Origin of the sequence: Lentibacillus sp. (assembly GCF_035301925.1) — a bacterium.
Lineage (GTDB): Bacteria > Bacillota > Bacilli > Bacillales > Amphibacillaceae > Lentibacillus.
Genome location: NZ_DATGTI010000150.1, coordinates 20,758 through 38,916 on the forward strand (window position 1 = coordinate 20,758; position 18,159 = coordinate 38,916).

Here is an 18,159-nt window from a genome sequence, read left to right on the forward strand (position 1 = left end):
TACGTCATCACAATATCCGGGGAAAACGTCATTCAGCGGGACGTACTCTCACTGCTGAAAAGGATGCGGGATAAAAAAACTCCCCTTTATCATTTCAAGCATAAAAGGGAGTTTTTTCAAATGATTATCTTAATACATCAAGAACATCCTTCACAGAATCAGCTGATTTGTCAAGTTGTGTTTTTTCATCGTCAGTCAAATCAAGCTCGATAATCTCTTCCAAACCATTACCGCCGATAATGGTCGGTACACCAAGGTAAATATCTTTGTACCCATACTCACCTTCGAGGTAGGCAATCGAAGGAAGGACGCGTCGCTGATCTTTGAGAATCGCTTCGGCCATGACCGTCAAGGAAGCTGCTGGTGCATAATAGGCACTGCCATTGCCAAGCAGTCCGACGATTTCCCCGCCGCCTTTTCGGGTACGCTCAATTATTTCATCAAGGCGGTCTTTGGAAATTAGCTTTTCGATCGGTATACCGCCAGCATATGAATAACGGATCAATGGCACCATATCATCACCATGTCCGCCAAGTACAAATCCGGTTATATCTTTGACGGACAAATTCAGCTCCTCTGCCACAAACGTACGAAAACGTGCTGTATCAAGCACACCGGATTGACCGATAACCCGCTCTTTAGGAAACCCGGATTCCTTGTATACCGCATATGTCATAGCATCAACCGGATTGGTCAAAACGATGATAGTTGTCTCTGGTGAATAGGTAACGACATCCTTGGTGACGGTTCTCATGATTTTAGCGTTTGTACTGACAAGGTCATCACGACTCATCCCTGGCTTGCGGGCAATGCCGGCTGTTATGATGACGAGATCGGAATCTTTCGTGTCTTCATAATTGGCAGTCCCGATGATATTGGCATCAAAACCCTGGACAGGGCTTGCTTCTTTCATGTCCAATGCTTTCCCTTTTGTCGGGTCTTCTTTATCCGGAATATCAACGAGCACAACGTCACCAAGTTCTTTTTGTGCCATCATCAAAGCTGCCGTCGTACCGGTAAATCCGGATCCAATTACGGAAATTTTCTTGCGTTTGTTGGCCATGTCGATTCACCTTCCTTGGATCAGTCCATATTTTTGATCAGTTCATCGCCGAATTCGCTTGTTTTTACTTCGGTAGCACCATCCATCATACGGGCGAAGTCATATGTGACCACTTTGGAGGCAATCGTTTTATCCATCGCTTTTGTAATCAGATTGGCTGCTTCTCTCCATTCCAGATGTTCAAGCATCAGTACAGCGGAAAGGATGACAGAGGATGGGTTCACTTTATCCATGCCAGCATATTTAGGAGCTGTACCATGAGTTGCTTCAAAAATCGCATGGCCGGTATCATAGTTGATATTTGCTCCCGGAGCAATACCAATTCCGCCGACTTGTGCAGCCAGTGCGTCGGAAATATAGTCGCCATTCAGGTTCATGGTGGCAACAACATCAAATTCTTTCGGACGCGTCAGAATCTGTTGCAGGAAGATGTCAGCAATTGCATCTTTGACAAGCAGCTTGCCTGCAGCAACTGCTTCGTCCTGCGCTTTGTTGGCCACATCTTTTCCTTCTTTTTCAACGATACGATCATACTCGGCCCATGTGAATACCTTGTCGCCATATTCCTCCTCAGCAACTTCATAACCCCATGCTTTAAATGATCCTTCTGTAAATTTCATGATGTTACCTTTATGTACTAAAGTAACACTTTTGCGTCCTTCATTAAGTGCGTACTCAATGGCAGCCCGCACCAGACGCTTGGTGCCTTCCTCCGATACCGGTTTCACACCGATTCCGGATGTCTCAGGGAAACGGATATTATTGACACCCATTTCGCTTTGCAGGAAGTCAATAACTTTTTTCACGTCGTCAGAGCCTTTTTGCCATTCGATTCCAGCGTAAATATCCTCTGTATTTTCACGGAAAATGGCCATATCCACATCTTCCGGGTTCTTGACCGGTGATGGGACACCAGTGAAATAACGGACAGGGCGAAGACAAGTAAATAAATCCAGCTCCTGACGCAATGCAACGTTCAGTGAACGGATACCGCCGCCGATTGGTGTTGTAAGTGGACCTTTAATCGCGATTTTATATTCATCAATCGTTTTAAGCGTGTCATCCGGCAGCCATTCTCCGGTTTTGTCGTAAGCTTTTTGACCGGCATAAACTTCCTTCCAGTCGATTGCTTTTTCACCATTATATGCTTTATCTACGGCAGCTTCGATAACACGTCGTGCAGCAGCCCAAATATCAGGGCCTGTCCCGTCACCTTCAATAAATGGAATGACCGGGCGATTCGGTACATTCATCTTGCCATTTTCAACAGTGATCTTTTCACCTTGTGCCATAAAAAAATACCTCCTGTTATCCTTATCATCATTAGTGTATCATATAGTGAAAATTCATTCAGTGGAGCGCTTTTCTCCACTGAATTTGCCATTTCTTCTAGCGGTCCTCGATAGGCACGTATTTCTGTGTTTTTGGTCCGACATATTCAGCGCGCGGACGAATCAGACGATTGTTATCATATTGTTCGAGTATATGCGCCAGCCATCCGGAGACACGGCTTGTTGCAAAGATTGGTGTAAACAAGTCGTGGTCAATGCCCAGACTGTGGTATACAGATGCTGAATAGAAGTCCACGTTGGCAGGCAGTCCTTTTTCCTCTTTGATGAATTCTTCAATTTTAACGGACATATTGTACCATTTTGGCTGCCCGGTGGTTTTCGTTAATTCTTTCGACATTTGCTTCAGGTACTTAGCACGCGGATCACCGTTTTTATAGACACGATGTCCCATGCCCATTATTTTTTCTTTGTTGGCAATTTTATCTTTAATGTAGGAAATCGCATTTTCCTCTTCGCCGATTTCTGTCAGCATCGCCATGACGCGTTCGTTAGCACCACCATGAAGCGGTCCTTTTAACGCACCGATTGCGGCTGTTATACCGGAATAAATATCGGACAGTGTCGCGACACAAACCCGGGCTGTAAATGTTGAGGCATTCAGTTCATGATCAGCATGCAGAATGAGTGCCTTATTGATGGCTTCTTCTTCAACATCATTTGGTTCCTCACCATTCAGCATGTACAGGAAGTTAGCCGCATAACTCAAATCTCTTTTCGGCTTAACCGGGTCCTCACCTTTGCGTATACGGGCGAAAGCTGTCACAATGGTAGCTATTTTTGCCTGGAGACGAATCGCCTTTCGCTTATTAGCGGCTTGATCCATCACGTCGGCTTCTTCATCATGCAGCCCCAAAATCGATACAGCTGAGCGCAAGGCCGCCATTGGATGGACACTTGACAAATCATATGAACGCAAATGATCAATAATTGCTTGCGGAATTTCCATCTCAGCTGCCAGGTCAGATTTAAATTCATCAAGCTCTGCTTTTGTCGGCAATTTTAAATGCCATAACAGATAGACAACTTCTTCAAAACTGGAATTCTCCGCCAGGTCATCGATTGTATAGCCTACGTAAGTCAGCTGGTCATCAATGATCGAACTGATGGATGATTCAGTTGCGACAACCCCTTCTAACCCTTTTGCCATAACAAACCCTCTCCTTTTTCTATTAATTGTTGTTCATTAACTTAGGTTAAAGCAAAACTTTCATTCTGCGGAACGATTTTTTTTCCGCTGAAAAGGGGAACAAAGGCTAAAAGCGCAACATCGTGTTGCAACGCCTTTGTGACCTGCATCGTGCAGGCCCGAGCCGAATCGGAGATTTACGGGCAGTCAGCCGCTGTATTTCGGCGGGTTACTGACCGTTTCATGCGGGATAAAGTAATTTGACAATATTTTTATAAACACATTGTCATCCCCATAGCCAATTATAAAGTATTATTTGACTTATGTGAATTGAAAACGATTAAATTCAGCAATATTTTTTTGCATCAACAACAACACTTATAAGGTTAATTCTTTCCTCATACCCGAAAATTCTGTCCCAAGTCTATTTTTTTGTTTGTCGTCATATGTACATAGTACAGGCTTGATTCTGTCGTATATGGGGGGCGTTCTGAGTGTACAACCATAGGATCTACCAGCTCTTGCGGTTTTGCTTAGTTATATTATCCGTTATTGTTATGTTTTTAGTCATCCAATTTATTTTCCCATATATTTACCCGTTTTTGCTGGCAATCATGCTTTCATTGTTTCTCAACCCGGTGGTTACATTCCTGGAGAACGCCATAAAAATGCCCCGCGGTTTCGCTGTATTTACCGTACTTCTATTGACAGTAACAGCCTTATTGGGGTGTATGATCCTGCTGATTTCAGAACTGATGCAAGGCACCACTTACATGGCAAAACATGTTCCTGATTATTTCCGCACATTCGTATCGGTTTTGGAAAAAATGATAAATGAACAGCTGCTGCCATTGTACCATAAGCTTGCGTCTTACGTGCATACACTAAGCCCAGACCAGCAGGCAAACATTAATGAAAGTATTCATGATGCCATTAATCAGTTTGCTTCATTCAGTACCGGTATCCTGCAAAATCTTTTACTGCAAATACCAGCTGCTTTATCGTTACTGCCCGGGTCCATCACAATTTTTCTTTTTATTATCATGGCAGCCTTTTTCATAACAAAAGATTGGCATCGGCTTATCAATCATACTAAAAAAATGATCCCCCAAAATGTGCTTCATTCAATCGGCAACGTTTGGAAACATATGCAAAAAGCATTATCCGGTTTATTGAAGGCACAATTACGCCTTATCTCGATAACCGCATTGACAATATTTGCGGGGCTTTTGCTAATGCGGGTTGAGTATGCATTAACGATTGCACTGATTGCGGCACTGGCAGATATCCTTCCTTTCATCGGAACAGGTATCATTTTTGTACCGTGGATTATTTATACATTTTTAACAGCCGACTATGCGTTGACCATTGCGTTATCCGTTCTTTATATGATTGTCGTTATTCAGCGGCAGCTGCTCGAACCAAAGATTGTATCGGACAATGCGGGACTGAATCCGCTCGCAGTTCTGATTGCCCTCTTTATTGGCATTCAGATATGGGGAGCATTTGGGCTTTTCCTTGCGCCATTGGTTGTGATTATCGGTCATGCATTTTTTCGGGCAGGTGTCTTTCATCAGGTCGGGCGGTTCATAAAAGGTTCCTGATTTACCATCTGCGGTAAATGATTGTACCCTTTTCCGCCCATTTGCGAAAAAGCCTTTCCAGCATTCTTTTAAAGGGATCACGCGTGAATGGCAGCACTAAAACAAACCCAATAATGTCGGTAATGAATCCGGGGGCAAACAGGAAAACGCCGCCAATAAAAATGCAAATACCATCGATAATGGCATCACCTGGCGGCTGTCCATAATTTATCGCCGTCTGTCCCCTCCTCCAGGCTTCAAACCCTTCTTTTCGTGCAAGAGATACACCCACAATACCGGTAAAAATGATTAGCCCAATAACCCACCACGGGCCAATAATGCCTCCAGCCCAAATAAACACACCAATTTCAGCTGCAGGTACGATTATGAAAGCAAGCAGCAACCAACGCATTTTATGCCCCCTTTTTAAATCTGAAACTTTGAAAAATCACTACAGGACGCGTGCGTGTCCCTCATAAATGTCACCTTTTGCACCGTCAATCGTAATGTATGCCCCATCCGCCATTATGTCAAATACATCTTTGACACCGACGATAACCGGTATGCCAAGACTCAGCCCCACAACGGCGGCATGAGAGGTCAGGCCGCCTTCTTCTGTTACAATACCGGCTGCTTTTTCCACTGCTTTCATCATATCACGATCTGTGCCATAAGTGACGAGAATATCATTTTCGGAGATTTTCTCGATTGCTTCCGAAGCGCTTTTGGCAACGACAGCTCTGCCATACGCACTGCCACGGCCAACACCCTGGCCTTTCGCCATGACATCACCAATCACATGAACCTTCATTAAATTGGTCGTGCCGCTTTCGCCAATTGGCACACCAGCCGTTATAATCACTCTGCTGCCGCGTTCGAACAGGTTGGTACTTAAACCTTGATCAATCGCAATATCCAGCATTTCATCCGTTGAGCCTGCTTTGCTGCCCATAACAGCATGTACACCCCATACGAGTGACAGTTGACGGTTCACACTTTCATGAAATGTTACGGCAATAATAGGAGCTTCCGGACGATACTTTGAAATCATTCTTGCGGTATGTCCGCTCTCCGTTGGTGTGATAATCGCACTGACCGATAAGTTCATCGCCGTGTGTGTAACCGATTGGCTGATGGCATCTGTTATGGTCATATCAACAGACTTCGACCGGTTATCCAGAATCATCTCATGATCCAGTGCCGTTTCAGCCTTTAATGCAATGCTGCTCATCGTTTGCACCGACTCAACCGGATATTCCCCTGCAGCTGTTTCACCTGAAAGCATAATGGCATCCGTTCCGTCAAAAATTGCATTCGCCACATCTGATGCCTCGGCTCTGGTCGGCCGCGGATTACGCTGCATGGAATCAAGCATTTGGGTAGCCGTGATAACGGGTTTTCCGACTGTATTACACTTAGTAATCAGCTTTTTTTGCATAAGCGGTACATCTTCAGCCGGCGTTTCCACACCAAGATCACCACGGGCAACCATCAGCCCATTACTCACTTCCAGGATGGCATCAATATTATCAATCCCTTCCTGATTTTCGATTTTCGGAATGATTTTAATGTGTGTTGCATCATTTTCTTCAAGCAATTCCTGTATTTCCAATATATCGGATGGACGCCGCACGAACGATGCCGCGATAAAATCAACACCCTGTTCAATGCCAAACTTGATATCCTGTGCATCCTTTTCTGTGATACCGGGTAAATTCACACTGACATTCGGAACATTAACACCTTTTTTGTTCTCAATAATGCCGGAATTCAGTGCCTTGGTTTTTAATTCTTTATTTTCATGATCAATATCCAGTATCTCCAGCTCAATCAGGCCATCATCAAGCAGTATTTTAGAACCAGGATGAACATCATCAATCAGCCCGGCGTACGTAACGGAAAAGCGTTCAGCAGTGCCTTCCGTTTCATGCATGGTTACATGGACGATACTGTCTTTGACAATTTCAGCCTCACCATGTTTGAATGTGCCTGTTCTAATTTCAGGACCTTTTGTATCCAGAAGAATCGCAATGGTTTTGCCGGTTTTCGCCGCCGCTTCCCGGATATTTTGAATTCGGCGTCCATGTTCTTCAAGGTCACCATGGGAAAAATTCAATCGAGCAACATTCATGCCGCTTTCAATCAGCTGTATCAGTGTTTCAACTGATTCCGATGCAGGACCGATCGTACATACGATTTTTGTTTTCCGCATCTCCTGCGCCTCCTTTTCCATTATCATATCGACAGTTCTTTGGATAATTGATACATGTCCATGTCAATCACATGTTTTTGGCCCAATATTTCAGAAATATCATGGCTGACCAATTGGTTATTTTGTATGCCCGCAATCTTTCCGGCTTTACCATTCAGCAGTAAACTAACTGCCTGGGCACCAAGCCGGCTTGCCAGCACACGATCGGATGCCGTTGGAGATCCGCCACGCTGGATGTGACCCAATACGGTCACACGTGTCTTTAGATCAGCTGTTTCCTTTATTTTTTCAGCATAGTCAAATCCACTTCCGACACCTTCTGCAAGAATAATAATGCTATGTTTTTTGCCTCGTTCCTGACCGCGTTTGAGACGTTCAATAATCTCCTCCAGCTCGTCTTTCTTTTCCGGGATAAGAATACTTTCCGCACCATCGGCAAGACCAGCCCAAAGCGCGAGGTCTCCGGCATCTCTTCCCATAACTTCGATGATGAATGTCCGTTCGTGTGACGAAGCGGTATCACGTATTTTGTCAATTGCTTCAATCACGGTATTCAGTGCCGTATCAAACCCAATTGTGAAATCAGTACCGGCAATATCATTATCAATGGTGCCTGGAACACCGATACAAGGATATCCTTTTTCAGTCAGTTTTTGGGCACCGCGAAAACTACCATCGCCACCGATTACAATCAAGCCTTCAATTCCGTACTTTTTCATCTGCTTAACACCTTTGTTCTGACCTTCATCTGTTTTAAATTCCTCACATCTGGCGGAACGCAATATTGTACCACCGCGCTGAATAATATCACCGACAGAACCAATATTCATTTGTTCGATATGACCGTCAATCAGACCCTGGAATCCGTTTTTGATGCCATATATCTCGATGTTATGGTAAATCGCTTTTCGTACAACTGCGCGGATTGCCGCATTCATACCCGGGGCATCACCGCCGCTTGTCAAAACACCGATCTTCTTCATGCTTTCACCTCACATCATGTTGTCACTACTTCCAAGATAATTGGAATCAGCAAAAATATCAATTATTTCAGTCAAAAGTGCAAAAGAGGCTGACTCGAGTCAACCTCCTAACCAGGCCATTTAAAGCTGTTTATAATCACCAATTTTTTGGTATTTTTCCCATCTTTTTTCAAGCAATTCATCTGAAGGGACGTCCATCAATTCTTTTAGTGAATTGGCCAGTACAGCATCAATATTATGAGACTGGGTCTCAATATCACGATGGGCACCGCCTCTGGGTTCCGGTATAATGTCGTCAACAATATCAAGCTCTTTCAAATCATTTGCTGTTATTTTCATATTTTCTGCAGCCTGTTTTGCCAGACCGGAATCTTTCCAAAGCAATGCCGCTGCCCCTTCAGGCGAAATGACCGAATAGGTAGCGTTCTCCAGCATATGAATCCGATCACCGACACCCAGTCCGAGTGCACCGCCACTTCCGCCTTCACCAATAACGATACAGATGATTGGGACACTCAGACCGGCCATCTCCATCAGGTTTTTGGCAATTGCCTCACTCTGTCCGCGTTCCTCGGCAGCTTTCCCCGGATAGGCGCCTTTCGTATCAATGAAACATATGATTGGCCGCTTGAATTTCTCTGCCTGACGCATATGTCTTAATGCCTTTCGGTACCCTTCCGGATGCGGCATGCCAAAGTTACGGCGAACATTTTCTTTCGTATCTTTGCCCCGCTGATGGCCTATAACGGTTACAGGGTAATCCTTATACAGTGCAATGCCGGACACAATTGCTTTATCATCACCATATAATCGATCTCCATGAAATTCAATAAAGTCCGTAAATAACCGGTCGACATAATCAAGTGTCGTCGGCCGGTCTTGATGCCTTGCCATTTGAACACGCTGCCATGGCTGTAAATTCCCATATATATCGTTTTCCAAAGATTCCAGCCGTTGTTCAAGTGTCCTGATTTCGTCCGTCAAATCGATGTCACTGTCTGCTGTATACGTCTTTAGCTCGGTGATTTTTTCTCTTAAATCGGCAATCGGTTTTTCAAAATCCAGCACGTGTTTCATGAAACGTCCCCGCCTTTCTGGTGCATGGAAAGCAATTTTGAAAGGAGGGACTTCAATTCATGCCGATGAATAACCTTATCCAGCTGGCCATGCTTTAATAGGAATTCAGCTGTCTGAAAATCATCCGGGAGCTTTTCCCGGATTGTCTGCTCAATAATACGGCGGCCGGCAAAACCAATCAGTGCCCTCGGTTCAGCAAAATTATAATCTCCAACCGATGCGAAGCTTGCAGATACACCGCCAGTGGTCGGGTGGGTCATCACGGATATCATCAGACCGCCTGCTTCGGAAAAGCGTTTCACAGCAACAGATGTTTTAGCCATTTGCATCAGGCTTAAAACACCTTCCTGCATCCTTGCACCACCCGAAGCGGTAAAGATAATGAGCGGAAGTGACTGTTGATTGGCTTTCTCAATTGCACGGGCAATCTTTTCGCCAACGACCGATCCCATACTTCCCATCCGGAAACTGGAATCCATGACACTAAAAGCAGTCATTTGTCCGTCAATCGAACCTTTCCCGGTCACAACACCTTCATTTAGCCCGGTTTTATGCCGGTCCTTTTCGATTTTTTCTTCATAGTCGGGAAATTGTAACGGATTTGTTGTTGTAAGCTCCTTATCCCATTCCTCAAACGATCCAGCATCAAATAAACTGTCAATCCGTTCCCAGGCTGTCAGCGGATGATGGTAATCGCAGTTTGGACAAACATTGATATTTTTGTTGATTTCTTTTCGATAATAGATTTTATGACAATGACTGCATTTTTTCATTAACCCTTCAGGAATATCTAGCTTGCTTTGTTCGCTTGGAATGGTAGCATATTTCTTTTTCTTGCCAAAAAAATCCTTAAGCAAGGAAACTCCTCCTTTTTTAACAACAGCAGGGCAAGCATTACAATAAAATCTCAGCTGGCATTCCGTCTCTCCAGCGAAAAACCGGAATTCATTTTCTTGCCGGCAATGTATCAAATAGTTCTTCTATGTCACCATAATTATGCGATTGATAAAGCTTGATAAGCTCCAAATAAAATGATCGATTGTAAGAAAGACTGGAAATGGTATAGGAAAACTCATCCATCAGCTGCCATACCCTGGCGAGCAGCAGGTTGTCCGTTTTATAAAATAAATACTGAAAAAAAGCCACATGCTTCTCATTGTTGTTTAACGTCTTGTCTTGAATAATCCCGTCCAATTCCTTGATATCATCTTCAGTCATATGATCATATGCAATTCTGGCCGCTTCTTTTTCAATAATTTTTTTGGCAAATAACAAGTCGTTTTTTGTATTGGCGCCCTGCAGGATAAAAGATGAAAGCACTTCCACCGAGTGATACGGGCGATATTGACTCAAAAATGTGCCTTCTCCATGCCTTGTTTCAATCAGACCCAATAACTCCATTGCCCTTAGTGCTTCACGGACTGAGGATCTCCCAGCGTGCAGTTTTTCAGAAAGTTCCCGTTCAGATGGAAGTTTATCGCCTGGCTGCAAATCATGATTGTCGATATACTTGCGGAGCTCCTGTAAAACCCCTTGATAAACTTTTTGCTTTGGTGACATGGACACAGCCGCAGTCACTCCTTTAAGAAAGGTTGTTCAAAAAGTCCGGTAAAGATGGCGCATCGAATAGAGGACCTTCTGCTAAATACGCCCACGTCAATCGCCAACTGCAAAAGTCACCACAAACAAGAGAAGCCCGCGATTCGAACTGCGCCGCCTCGAAATTTCTCGATGCGATTGACGTGCTAGTGCCGGCGCCCGCACAGGACGCCTGAGAACTTAGCCGTCCGGTCCTTTTTATTCTCCTTTTTGAACACGCATTGTAAGAGGTTTTATGCCTCATCAATTTGTGTCAGCCTTCTCGTTTTTTCGGCAACCGTTTCGGGATCAACTTCGATTCTGGCCACACCTGATTCCATGGCAGCGCGGGCGACATGGGCCGCTACCAAGGGTGCAACTCTCGGGTCAAACGGACCTGGTATAACATAATCCTCTGTTAACTCATCATCGGTTATAAGTGACGCAATGGCCTCGGCGGCAGCGATCTTCATTCTTTCATTGATACGCGTTGCTCTGACATCCAATGCCCCTCTGAAAATACCAGGAAATGCAAGTACATTATTGACCTGGTTTGGATAATCGGAACGGCCAGTGCCAATAACTTTGACTCCTGCCTCTTTTGCGTCTTCCGGTAAGATTTCCGGATCAGGGTTTGCCATCGCAAAAATAATCGGGTCGTCGTTCATTTTTTGTACCATTTCTTTCGATAATAAGCCGGCGGCAGAAACACCGATGAAGACATCAGCATCTTCCAATATGTCATCCAGCGATCCTTCTTTATTGTCCTTGTTGGTCATTTTGGCGACTTCTTCCTTGGTTTCGTTCATGCCATATGACCTGCCCTCAAAAATGGCACCTTTTGAATCACACATGATCATGTCGCGCACACCAAAGTGATACAATAATTTTATAATAGCTATCCCAGCAGCACCAGCACCATTAGCTACGACCCTAATATCAGAGAACGACTTTCCGGATAGTTTCAGCGCATTGATCAGCCCCGCAGCAGTGACAATTGCTGTTCCATGCTGATCATCGTGGAAAATCGGGATATTGGTTTCCTTTTTCAGCCGTTCTTCAATAATGAAGCAGTCTGGGGCTGCGATATCTTCAAGGTTGACCCCGCCAAACGTCGGCTGCATCAATTTAACCGTCTCAACAATCTTATCGACCTCATGTGATTCGAGGCAAATCGGAAAAGAATCGACCCCTGCAAAGCTTTTGAACAGGACGGACTTACCTTCCATTACGGGCAGTGCCGCCTCGGGTCCGATATTGCCCAACCCCAGAACAGCTGACCCATTACTGACAACGGCAACCGTATTACCCTTCATTGTGTAATCATAGACGGCACCTTTGCGGTCATAAATCTCTTTACATGGCTCAGCCACACCGGGGGAATAGGCTAAGCTTAGATCCCGTTCATTACGTACGGGGACTTTTGCTTCCGTTGAAAGTTTTCCTTTCTTCACTTTATGGATATGCAACGCTTCGTCTCTTAAATTTGCCACACTGCTCACTCCTTTATAAGATAGCCCCAAAATGTCACCTACCTCTGCTGAAACAATCCACATTGTAAGCAACAGCACAGAAGTCATACAAATCCTTTGGAAGTCAAATCGTCAAGGTGGTCTGACCACTTAATGACTTCATTATAACAAATGACTTGTCTATGTAAAGGATAAAGCGAAACTTCATTCAACAGGGCGTTCTATCCCTGTTGAATGTTAGTTGAGCCGAATCGGGCATTTAAGGTCAGTTTGCCGCCGTCTTTTGGCGGGTTACTGACCATTACATGCGGGGTAAAGCGAAACTGCATTCAACAGGGCGTTCTATCCCTGTTGAATAAGGGGAACAAAGGCTAAGTTCGCGACGTCCTGTCGCAACGCCTTTGTGACCTGCTTCCTGCAGGCCCGAGCCGAATCGGGCATTTAAGGTCAGTTTGCCGCCGTACTCTGGCGGGTTACTGACCATTACATGCGGGGTAAAGCGAAACTGCATTCAGGGAGTGCTTTTCTCCACTGAATGTACTTCACTGTTTGATCGTATCCAGCACGACATTGTCTTCACCAAAATGATCTCTTAGTAACTTAAGGCAAGTATCGTTCGGATGAACCAAGTATTCATTTGACAGCTGGTACGTTTTCTTTGCTTCCTGGTCATACACGATGATTGGTGTCCTGCCGCGATTTTGGTTTGCGATGTTTTGAATGATTGCCAATACATTTTTGCTATTATCATCCGTTATTTTAATGAATAAACGTTGATGTTCATTTATCACCCATTCCTGCTCGTTGAACACTTCCATATCAGACATGATCCACTGTAGCTGGTTATTCCGGCTTTCAACTTTCCCAGTGAATGTCACGAGCATCTCCTCTGACAGCCAGCGATGAACGTCCCTGTACAAATCAGGAAAGACGACCGCCTCCATGTCACCTGTTTCATCATTGACCGTCAGGAATGCCATTGGATCGCCGCGTTTGGTACGGATTGTTTTAATCGCTTGTACGATTCCGGCGCCTTTCAGGTTCCGTTTTCCGACCAGTTTTTGTGCATCCAGCATCGTTATATAGCCATTTGCCCTTAACACGCCACGGTATTTATGAAATGGATGGCTGGATACATAAATTCCGAGCAGCTCTTTCTCATCGGCCAGTTTCTTCATCAGACTGAAATCTTCCATCTCAACATAGCTTTCTTCCAGATTAAGCTTATCCTGAAACAAACTGGATTGTCCGCCGAATTCTTTAAACAGCTCCCCTTGTTCCATGGCTTGATCTATCGATGCTAAAAGACTGGCCCGATTATCATGAAGTTCATCGAAAGCACCGGCCATGATCAGCGTCTCCAATGTTCTGCGGTTTATCACGGTCAGCGGTACACGCAGGCAAAAATCAAACAAACTGCTGAACGCGCCTTCTTTTCGTACTCGGATGATTTCTTTAATCACCTGTCGGCCAATCCCCTTAATGGACCGAAAGCCCATCCGGATTTGCTGACCCTCCACTGTGTATTTGCCGAAACTTTTATTGATCGAAGGCGGCGCTAATGTGAGACCCAGCGCCTTCAATTCTTTTATATACAAATCAGCTTTATCCTGCTGATTCACTGCAGAACTCAATAATTCCGCAAAAAAGCTGGCAGGATAATGGGCCTTCAGATAGGCAAGCTGATAGGATATTTTACTGTATGCCACCGCATGGCTTCGGTTGAAACCATAGTTGGAGAACTTAACAATCCATTGAAAAATCTCTTCGGCGATATCCGCAGTATAGCCGTTGTCCAGGCAGCCCCGAATAAATATTTCGTGCTGCTCATCCATCACCTGCTGCTGTTTTTTGCTCACTGCCCGGCGCAAAATATCAGCCTGTCCCAATGAAAACCCGGCAATGTTATGGGCAATTTGCATAATTTGTTCCTGATAAATCAGGACACCGTACGTTTTTTTCAAGATCGGCTCCAAATCAGGATGCGGATATGCGACTTTTTCCCTGCCATGCTTCCGGTCAATGTAAACCGGTATATTTTCCATTGGACCCGGACGAAACAATGCATTCACCGCCACAATATCTTCAAACGTTGTCGGCCTGAGTCGGATCAAAACTTGTTTCATGCCCTGGGATTCCAGTTGGAAAACACCATTCGTTCTGCCTTCCTGCAAAAGGGCGTATGTCTTTTCATCCTCGTCCGGGATATCTTCCAGCGTGATTATTTGGTTTGCTGTAAAACGGAGTGTCTGCAAAATTCTTTCCAACAGTGTTAAATTGCGCAACCCCAGAAAATCCATTTTCAATAGACCGATTGACTCCAGGTCATTCATGGCATACTGTGTCAAATGTGTATCATGAGTCCCGACAGTCAGTGGGACATGTTCAACGAGCGGCTCCTCGCTAATAACGACACCGGCAGCATGAGTTGACATATGCCTTGGCAGCCCCTCCAATTTCGCTGCAATGGCAAATAAAACCTTTAGTTTGTCCGATTGTTTGATATACTGCTGCAGGTCTTGAGACTCTTTCACATAAGCGGCAATCGGCTGTCTGGTCTGAACAGGTATTTCTTTTAATATAAAATAGGCATCCTGCTGATCAACGTCCATTGTTTTAAAAAGTTCACGCAACAGCGATCTTGCTGCAAACGTCCCGAATGTAATGATTTGCCCGACATGATCATTGCCATATTTATCACGGACATAATCAATGACTTCATCCCTTCTTTGATCGGAAAAATCAATGTCAATATCGGGCATCGTGACACGCTCAGGATTCAGAAACCGTTCAAACAATAAACCATATTTTATCGGGTCAACTTCTGTAATACCCAGTACATAAGCAACAAGAGAACCAGCTGCAGAACCGCGACCCGGTCCGACCAAAATGTTTTGTTCCTTGGCATAGGAAACAAAATCCCAGACTATCAAAAAGTAGTCGCTGAACTGCATTGATCGAATGACATTGAGTTCATATGCCAAGCGGTCTGCTATTTCGTCTGTCACAACCTCATATTTTTGACTGACATTTTCCCGGCATATGTTCTCGAGATATGTATGGGCATCCATCTGTTCCGGAACAGGATAAGACGGCAGCATGCGTTGATCAAACGCCAGGATAACGTGACATCTATCCGCAATGACTCCCGTCTCCTCGACCACTTCAGGCCAATCAGCTCCAAACAGCTGCTCCATTTCGGATGCTGATCGCAAATGGCGCGCTTTAACAGTGCGATCGGTTATACGAAGCGGCCATTTTTTATCATGTTTCATTGCCCGTAAACAATCATACGCTGCATCATCTTTCTTGTTTAAGTACCGGACGTCATTCACGAGTACCGCCTTGGTCTGATAAGCCTGATGGAAAGCTTTAATTTTCTTGTTGATACTGTGTTCGTGTCCTAGACCATGATCCTGTACGCCAAGATAAAAATCATCCCGGTCAAACATATGCCATGATGTATCGAAGTATTCCTTCACCCTATCATGGGGTTCATCCATTAATAGTGCACCAGCCTTAGAGTCAACGGTCAATAAAATACAAATCAGATCATTACTGTATGACGCCAGCTCTGAAATTTCGATGCCGTTTTGATTTGATAACTGAATCTGTGTGCTTAATCGGATTAAATTTTGATACCCTTGATTGTTTTTTGCCAAAAGGATGCAATATTCCGGATCCCCATCATTGTAAAAGACTGTCACGTTCATTCCGATGATCGGCTTTATCCCATTCTTTTGACATGCTTTATAAAATGGGATAGCACCATATAAAACATGTTCATCGGTCAGTGCCAGCGCATCAAAACCCATTTCCTTCGCCTTTTCAGCCAATTTATCGATGGTTATGGTGCTGTTCATGAAACTATATCCGCTTCGCACTTGTAAATGTGTAAATGACATGCTACCCCACTTCTCCTTCCCGTGTATGTGCCCTTATTATAGCTAATCATAATAAAAACTGCATTTTATACATTTCTCGCGTTCTGACATATCTTGTCCATCAGCCTCATAAAATTTACTAGTAATACGTGTTCAAAAAAGCGGATAAAAAGGACCGGCAGGCTAAGTTCTCAGGCGTCCTGTGCGGGCGCCTGCACTAGCACGTCCTGCGCGTCGAAAGTTCGATACGGCGCAGTTTCTAGCACAAGAAAAGCTCCATTGAATTCACTTCGCACGCAGGAAAAGCGTTCTTATTTTCCAAGGAGCGGGCTTCTCTTGTTTGTGGTGACCTCTGCAGTTGGCGATTGACGTGGGCGTATTTAGCAGAAGCTCCCCCTGTTCGATGTGTCATTTTTACCGGACTTTTTGAACATCCTCTAGTATACCGACAAGGGGCGAACATGATGGAGGAACGGTTTATAGCTCAGCTTATTCATTGTTTTTTCATAGCTTTTGGTGTCATTATTGGCGGGGCCATTATCGGCAGTATCGGGGCATTTGCAACAGGTGATGCACCATTCGCCCAAATGAATAGAATTGCAGACAGACTGAGGATTTGGGCGATTGTAGCAGCAATCGGCGGCACGTTTGATGCCATTGCCAATTTTGAAAAGGGTATTTTGGACGGATCCACCTTTGACCTGTTCAAACAAATTATGCTTATTCTGACAGCTATGGGCGGGGTTAAAGCCGGACTCATCCTAATCAGTTGGCTGATTCAGGAGGATGTTGGGTAATGCATATTCCCCCATACCATAAAAAAGCAACATGGCAGCGGTTTTTAGTCGGAACATTTGTCGGTGCAGTCACTGCTTACTTTATATTTGTGTATATGCATGGTTCAATGTATGGACAGCTTCTGGAAGAAAATCGTGACTTGAAATCAGAGGTGACCGAACTGAAGAATCAAAATGAAGCATTGCTGGAAGATAATGAAAATCTTGATGAAAAATCGAAAGAACCAATTAAAGTGGAAACGATTGAAATAACGATTAACAATGAAGAAGATCTGCCGGACAGCTTAATTATACATGACCTGGAAGAATTAATAAAAGAGGAAATCATTCATATAATCGGAAAAAATGTATCCATCATTTCTGAAAGCGATGGTTTATTAAAAGCGACCATTCAGAATAAGGACTTCACGGTTGATGATTTCACTTATCAGTTTACAGTCGATACACTCATCATCCATCAAACAGTCAAAATTACAGTCGAGGCGGATATTTCCAATTAATATGAACATTTCGTGAAAATTGAACGTATCATCAAACATTCTGCCAAATTTCAGTTATAATAGCATTACACGTTAACTTCATTTTCAAAAAGGAGGTTGGATTAAGATGCTCGTTATCAACAAACGACGATTGCGCGATGAGAAAATTGCCCAGCTGAAAGAAGGAAAAACGGCCTATGCTGAATCTCTCGAATTAATCCGACTGATCCAACGCGGGATTGAGCGGGAAAACCTCCATGTTATTTGCGATCAGACAAATATCGGATGCTGGTTTATCCCTGTTCCTGCAGCAAAAAGCTCCTAGAACCATTTAATTCATCTTTGTTCTCCAAAAATCAGTCAGATTATCAAAAGTCTCATGCACAAACTGAATATATGTCTTACATGCCAAAAGAGACTGGGACATAACAAAAATGACCAACACTAAAGGTGAACAATAAGTTGCCTTAGCGGAGGAAATATACGGAGACTCCTGCGGGATGAGAGGCATAGGTGAGACCCCGCAGTGCGGCAGCAATCTTTTCTGCGAGGA

General features: G+C 44.3%; 15 protein-coding genes. 4 read left to right on the forward strand and 11 right to left on the reverse strand.

Annotation, left to right across the window (positions count from 1 at the left end; genetic code table 11):
- Positions 1-124 precede the first annotated feature (124 nt).
- The 3 genes from mdh to citZ form a co-directional block, all read right to left on the reverse strand.
- Positions 125-1,063 carry a malate dehydrogenase gene (gene mdh, locus VK080_RS12330; protein WP_324225067.1) on the reverse strand — a complete coding sequence of 313 codons (939 nt, stop codon included), beginning with the start codon at positions 1,061-1,063 and terminating at the stop codon, positions 125-127.
- 20 nt (positions 1,064-1,083) lie between these two features.
- Positions 1,084-2,355 carry an NADP-dependent isocitrate dehydrogenase gene (gene icd, locus VK080_RS12335; protein ID WP_324225068.1) on the reverse strand — a complete coding sequence of 424 codons (1,272 nt, stop codon included), beginning with the start codon at positions 2,353-2,355 and terminating at the stop codon, positions 1,084-1,086.
- A 97-nt stretch (positions 2,356-2,452) separates the two neighbouring features.
- The gene (citZ, locus tag VK080_RS12340) at positions 2,453-3,562 is read right to left on the reverse strand and encodes a citrate synthase (protein ID WP_324225069.1); all 1,110 of its coding nucleotides are present in this window, start codon (positions 3,560-3,562) and stop codon (positions 2,453-2,455) included.
- 473 nt (positions 3,563-4,035) lie between these two features.
- Between citZ and ytvI the strand changes: the two genes are divergently transcribed.
- Positions 4,036-5,145, forward strand: coding sequence for a sporulation integral membrane protein YtvI (ytvI, locus tag VK080_RS12345; protein WP_324225070.1), 1,110 nt, complete (start codon positions 4,036-4,038; stop codon positions 5,143-5,145).
- A 1-nt stretch (position 5,146) separates the two neighbouring features.
- Here the strand turns inward: ytvI and VK080_RS12350 are convergent, their stop codons facing one another.
- From VK080_RS12350 to dnaE, 8 genes are all read right to left on the reverse strand, one after another.
- Complete coding sequence (locus VK080_RS12350) at positions 5,147-5,536, reverse strand: FxsA family protein (protein WP_324225071.1); 390 nt, start codon at positions 5,534-5,536, stop codon at positions 5,147-5,149.
- Positions 5,537-5,575: 39 nt separating this feature from the next.
- Complete coding sequence (gene pyk, locus VK080_RS12355; protein WP_324225072.1) at positions 5,576-7,336, reverse strand: pyruvate kinase; 1,761 nt, start codon at positions 7,334-7,336, stop codon at positions 5,576-5,578.
- 23 nt (positions 7,337-7,359) lie between these two features.
- Positions 7,360-8,319, reverse strand: a complete 960-nt coding sequence (gene pfkA, locus VK080_RS12360) for a 6-phosphofructokinase (protein ID WP_324225073.1) — start codon at positions 8,317-8,319, stop codon at positions 7,360-7,362.
- Between the two features lie 120 nt (positions 8,320-8,439).
- Positions 8,440-9,396, reverse strand: coding sequence for an acetyl-CoA carboxylase carboxyl transferase subunit alpha (gene accA, locus VK080_RS12365; protein WP_324225074.1), 957 nt, complete (start codon positions 9,394-9,396; stop codon positions 8,440-8,442).
- Entirely contained in the window at positions 9,393-10,253 is an 861-nt protein-coding gene (gene accD, locus VK080_RS12370) for an acetyl-CoA carboxylase, carboxyltransferase subunit beta (RefSeq protein ID WP_324225075.1), read from the reverse strand. The genes accA and accD overlap by 4 nt, the downstream gene beginning before the upstream one ends.
- Positions 10,254-10,341: 88 nt before the next feature.
- Positions 10,342-10,956, reverse strand: a complete 615-nt coding sequence (locus tag VK080_RS12375) for a FadR/GntR family transcriptional regulator (protein WP_324225080.1) — start codon at positions 10,954-10,956, stop codon at positions 10,342-10,344.
- 272 nt (positions 10,957-11,228) lie between these two features.
- Complete coding sequence (locus VK080_RS12380; RefSeq protein WP_324225076.1) at positions 11,229-12,467, reverse strand: NAD(P)-dependent malic enzyme; 1,239 nt, start codon at positions 12,465-12,467, stop codon at positions 11,229-11,231.
- Between the two features lie 521 nt (positions 12,468-12,988).
- Positions 12,989-16,351: a DNA polymerase III subunit alpha gene (gene dnaE / locus VK080_RS12385; RefSeq protein WP_324225077.1), complete on the reverse strand. Its 3,363-nt coding sequence runs from the start codon at positions 16,349-16,351 to the stop codon at positions 12,989-12,991.
- 443 nt (positions 16,352-16,794) lie between these two features.
- On the opposite strand from dnaE, the gene VK080_RS12390 reads away from it, so the two are divergent.
- The 3 genes from VK080_RS12390 (at position 16,795) to VK080_RS12400 (ending at position 17,931) form a co-directional block, all read left to right on the forward strand.
- Positions 16,795-17,127 carry a YtrH family sporulation protein gene (locus tag VK080_RS12390; RefSeq protein ID WP_324225081.1) on the forward strand — a complete coding sequence of 111 codons (333 nt, stop codon included), beginning with the start codon at positions 16,795-16,797 and terminating at the stop codon, positions 17,125-17,127.
- Positions 17,127-17,627 (forward strand): sporulation membrane protein YtrI, encoded by a 501-nt coding sequence (gene ytrI, locus VK080_RS12395; RefSeq protein ID WP_324225078.1) that lies wholly within the window; start codon positions 17,127-17,129, stop codon positions 17,625-17,627. The genes VK080_RS12390 and ytrI overlap by 1 nt, the downstream gene beginning before the upstream one ends.
- Positions 17,628-17,733: 106 nt before the next feature.
- Positions 17,734-17,931: a hypothetical protein gene (locus tag VK080_RS12400; RefSeq protein WP_324225079.1), complete on the forward strand. Its 198-nt coding sequence runs from the start codon at positions 17,734-17,736 to the stop codon at positions 17,929-17,931.
- Positions 17,932-18,159 lie beyond the last annotated feature (228 nt).

Excerpts from the sequence above, each read along its gene's own strand:
- pyk (WP_324225072.1), bottom strand. The coding sequence starts at position 7,336 with ATGCGGAAAACAAAAATCGTATGTACGATCGGTCCTGCATCGGAATCA.
- dnaE (WP_324225077.1), bottom strand. The coding sequence starts at position 16,351 with ATGTCATTTACACATTTACAAGTGCGAAGCGGATATAGTTTCATGAAC.
- VK080_RS12350 (WP_324225071.1), bottom strand. The coding sequence starts at position 5,536 with ATGCGTTGGTTGCTGCTTGCTTTCATAATCGTACCTGCAGCTGAAATT.
- mdh (WP_324225067.1), bottom strand. The coding sequence starts at position 1,063 with ATGGCCAACAAACGCAAGAAAATTTCCGTAATTGGATCCGGATTTACC.
- VK080_RS12400 (WP_324225079.1), top strand. The coding sequence starts at position 17,734 with ATGCTCGTTATCAACAAACGACGATTGCGCGATGAGAAAATTGCCCAG.
- pfkA (WP_324225073.1), bottom strand. The coding sequence starts at position 8,319 with ATGAAGAAGATCGGTGTTTTGACAAGCGGCGGTGATGCCCCGGGTATG.
- VK080_RS12390 (WP_324225081.1), top strand. The coding sequence starts at position 16,795 with ATGGAGGAACGGTTTATAGCTCAGCTTATTCATTGTTTTTTCATAGCT.
- icd (WP_324225068.1), bottom strand. The coding sequence starts at position 2,355 with ATGGCACAAGGTGAAAAGATCACTGTTGAAAATGGCAAGATGAATGTA.
- accA (WP_324225074.1), bottom strand. The coding sequence starts at position 9,396 with ATGAAACACGTGCTGGATTTTGAAAAACCGATTGCCGATTTAAGAGAA.
- VK080_RS12375 (WP_324225080.1), bottom strand. The coding sequence starts at position 10,956 with ATGTCACCAAAGCAAAAAGTTTATCAAGGGGTTTTACAGGAGCTCCGC.
- ytrI (WP_324225078.1), top strand. The coding sequence starts at position 17,127 with ATGCATATTCCCCCATACCATAAAAAAGCAACATGGCAGCGGTTTTTA.
- citZ (WP_324225069.1), bottom strand. The coding sequence starts at position 3,562 with ATGGCAAAAGGGTTAGAAGGGGTTGTCGCAACTGAATCATCCATCAGT.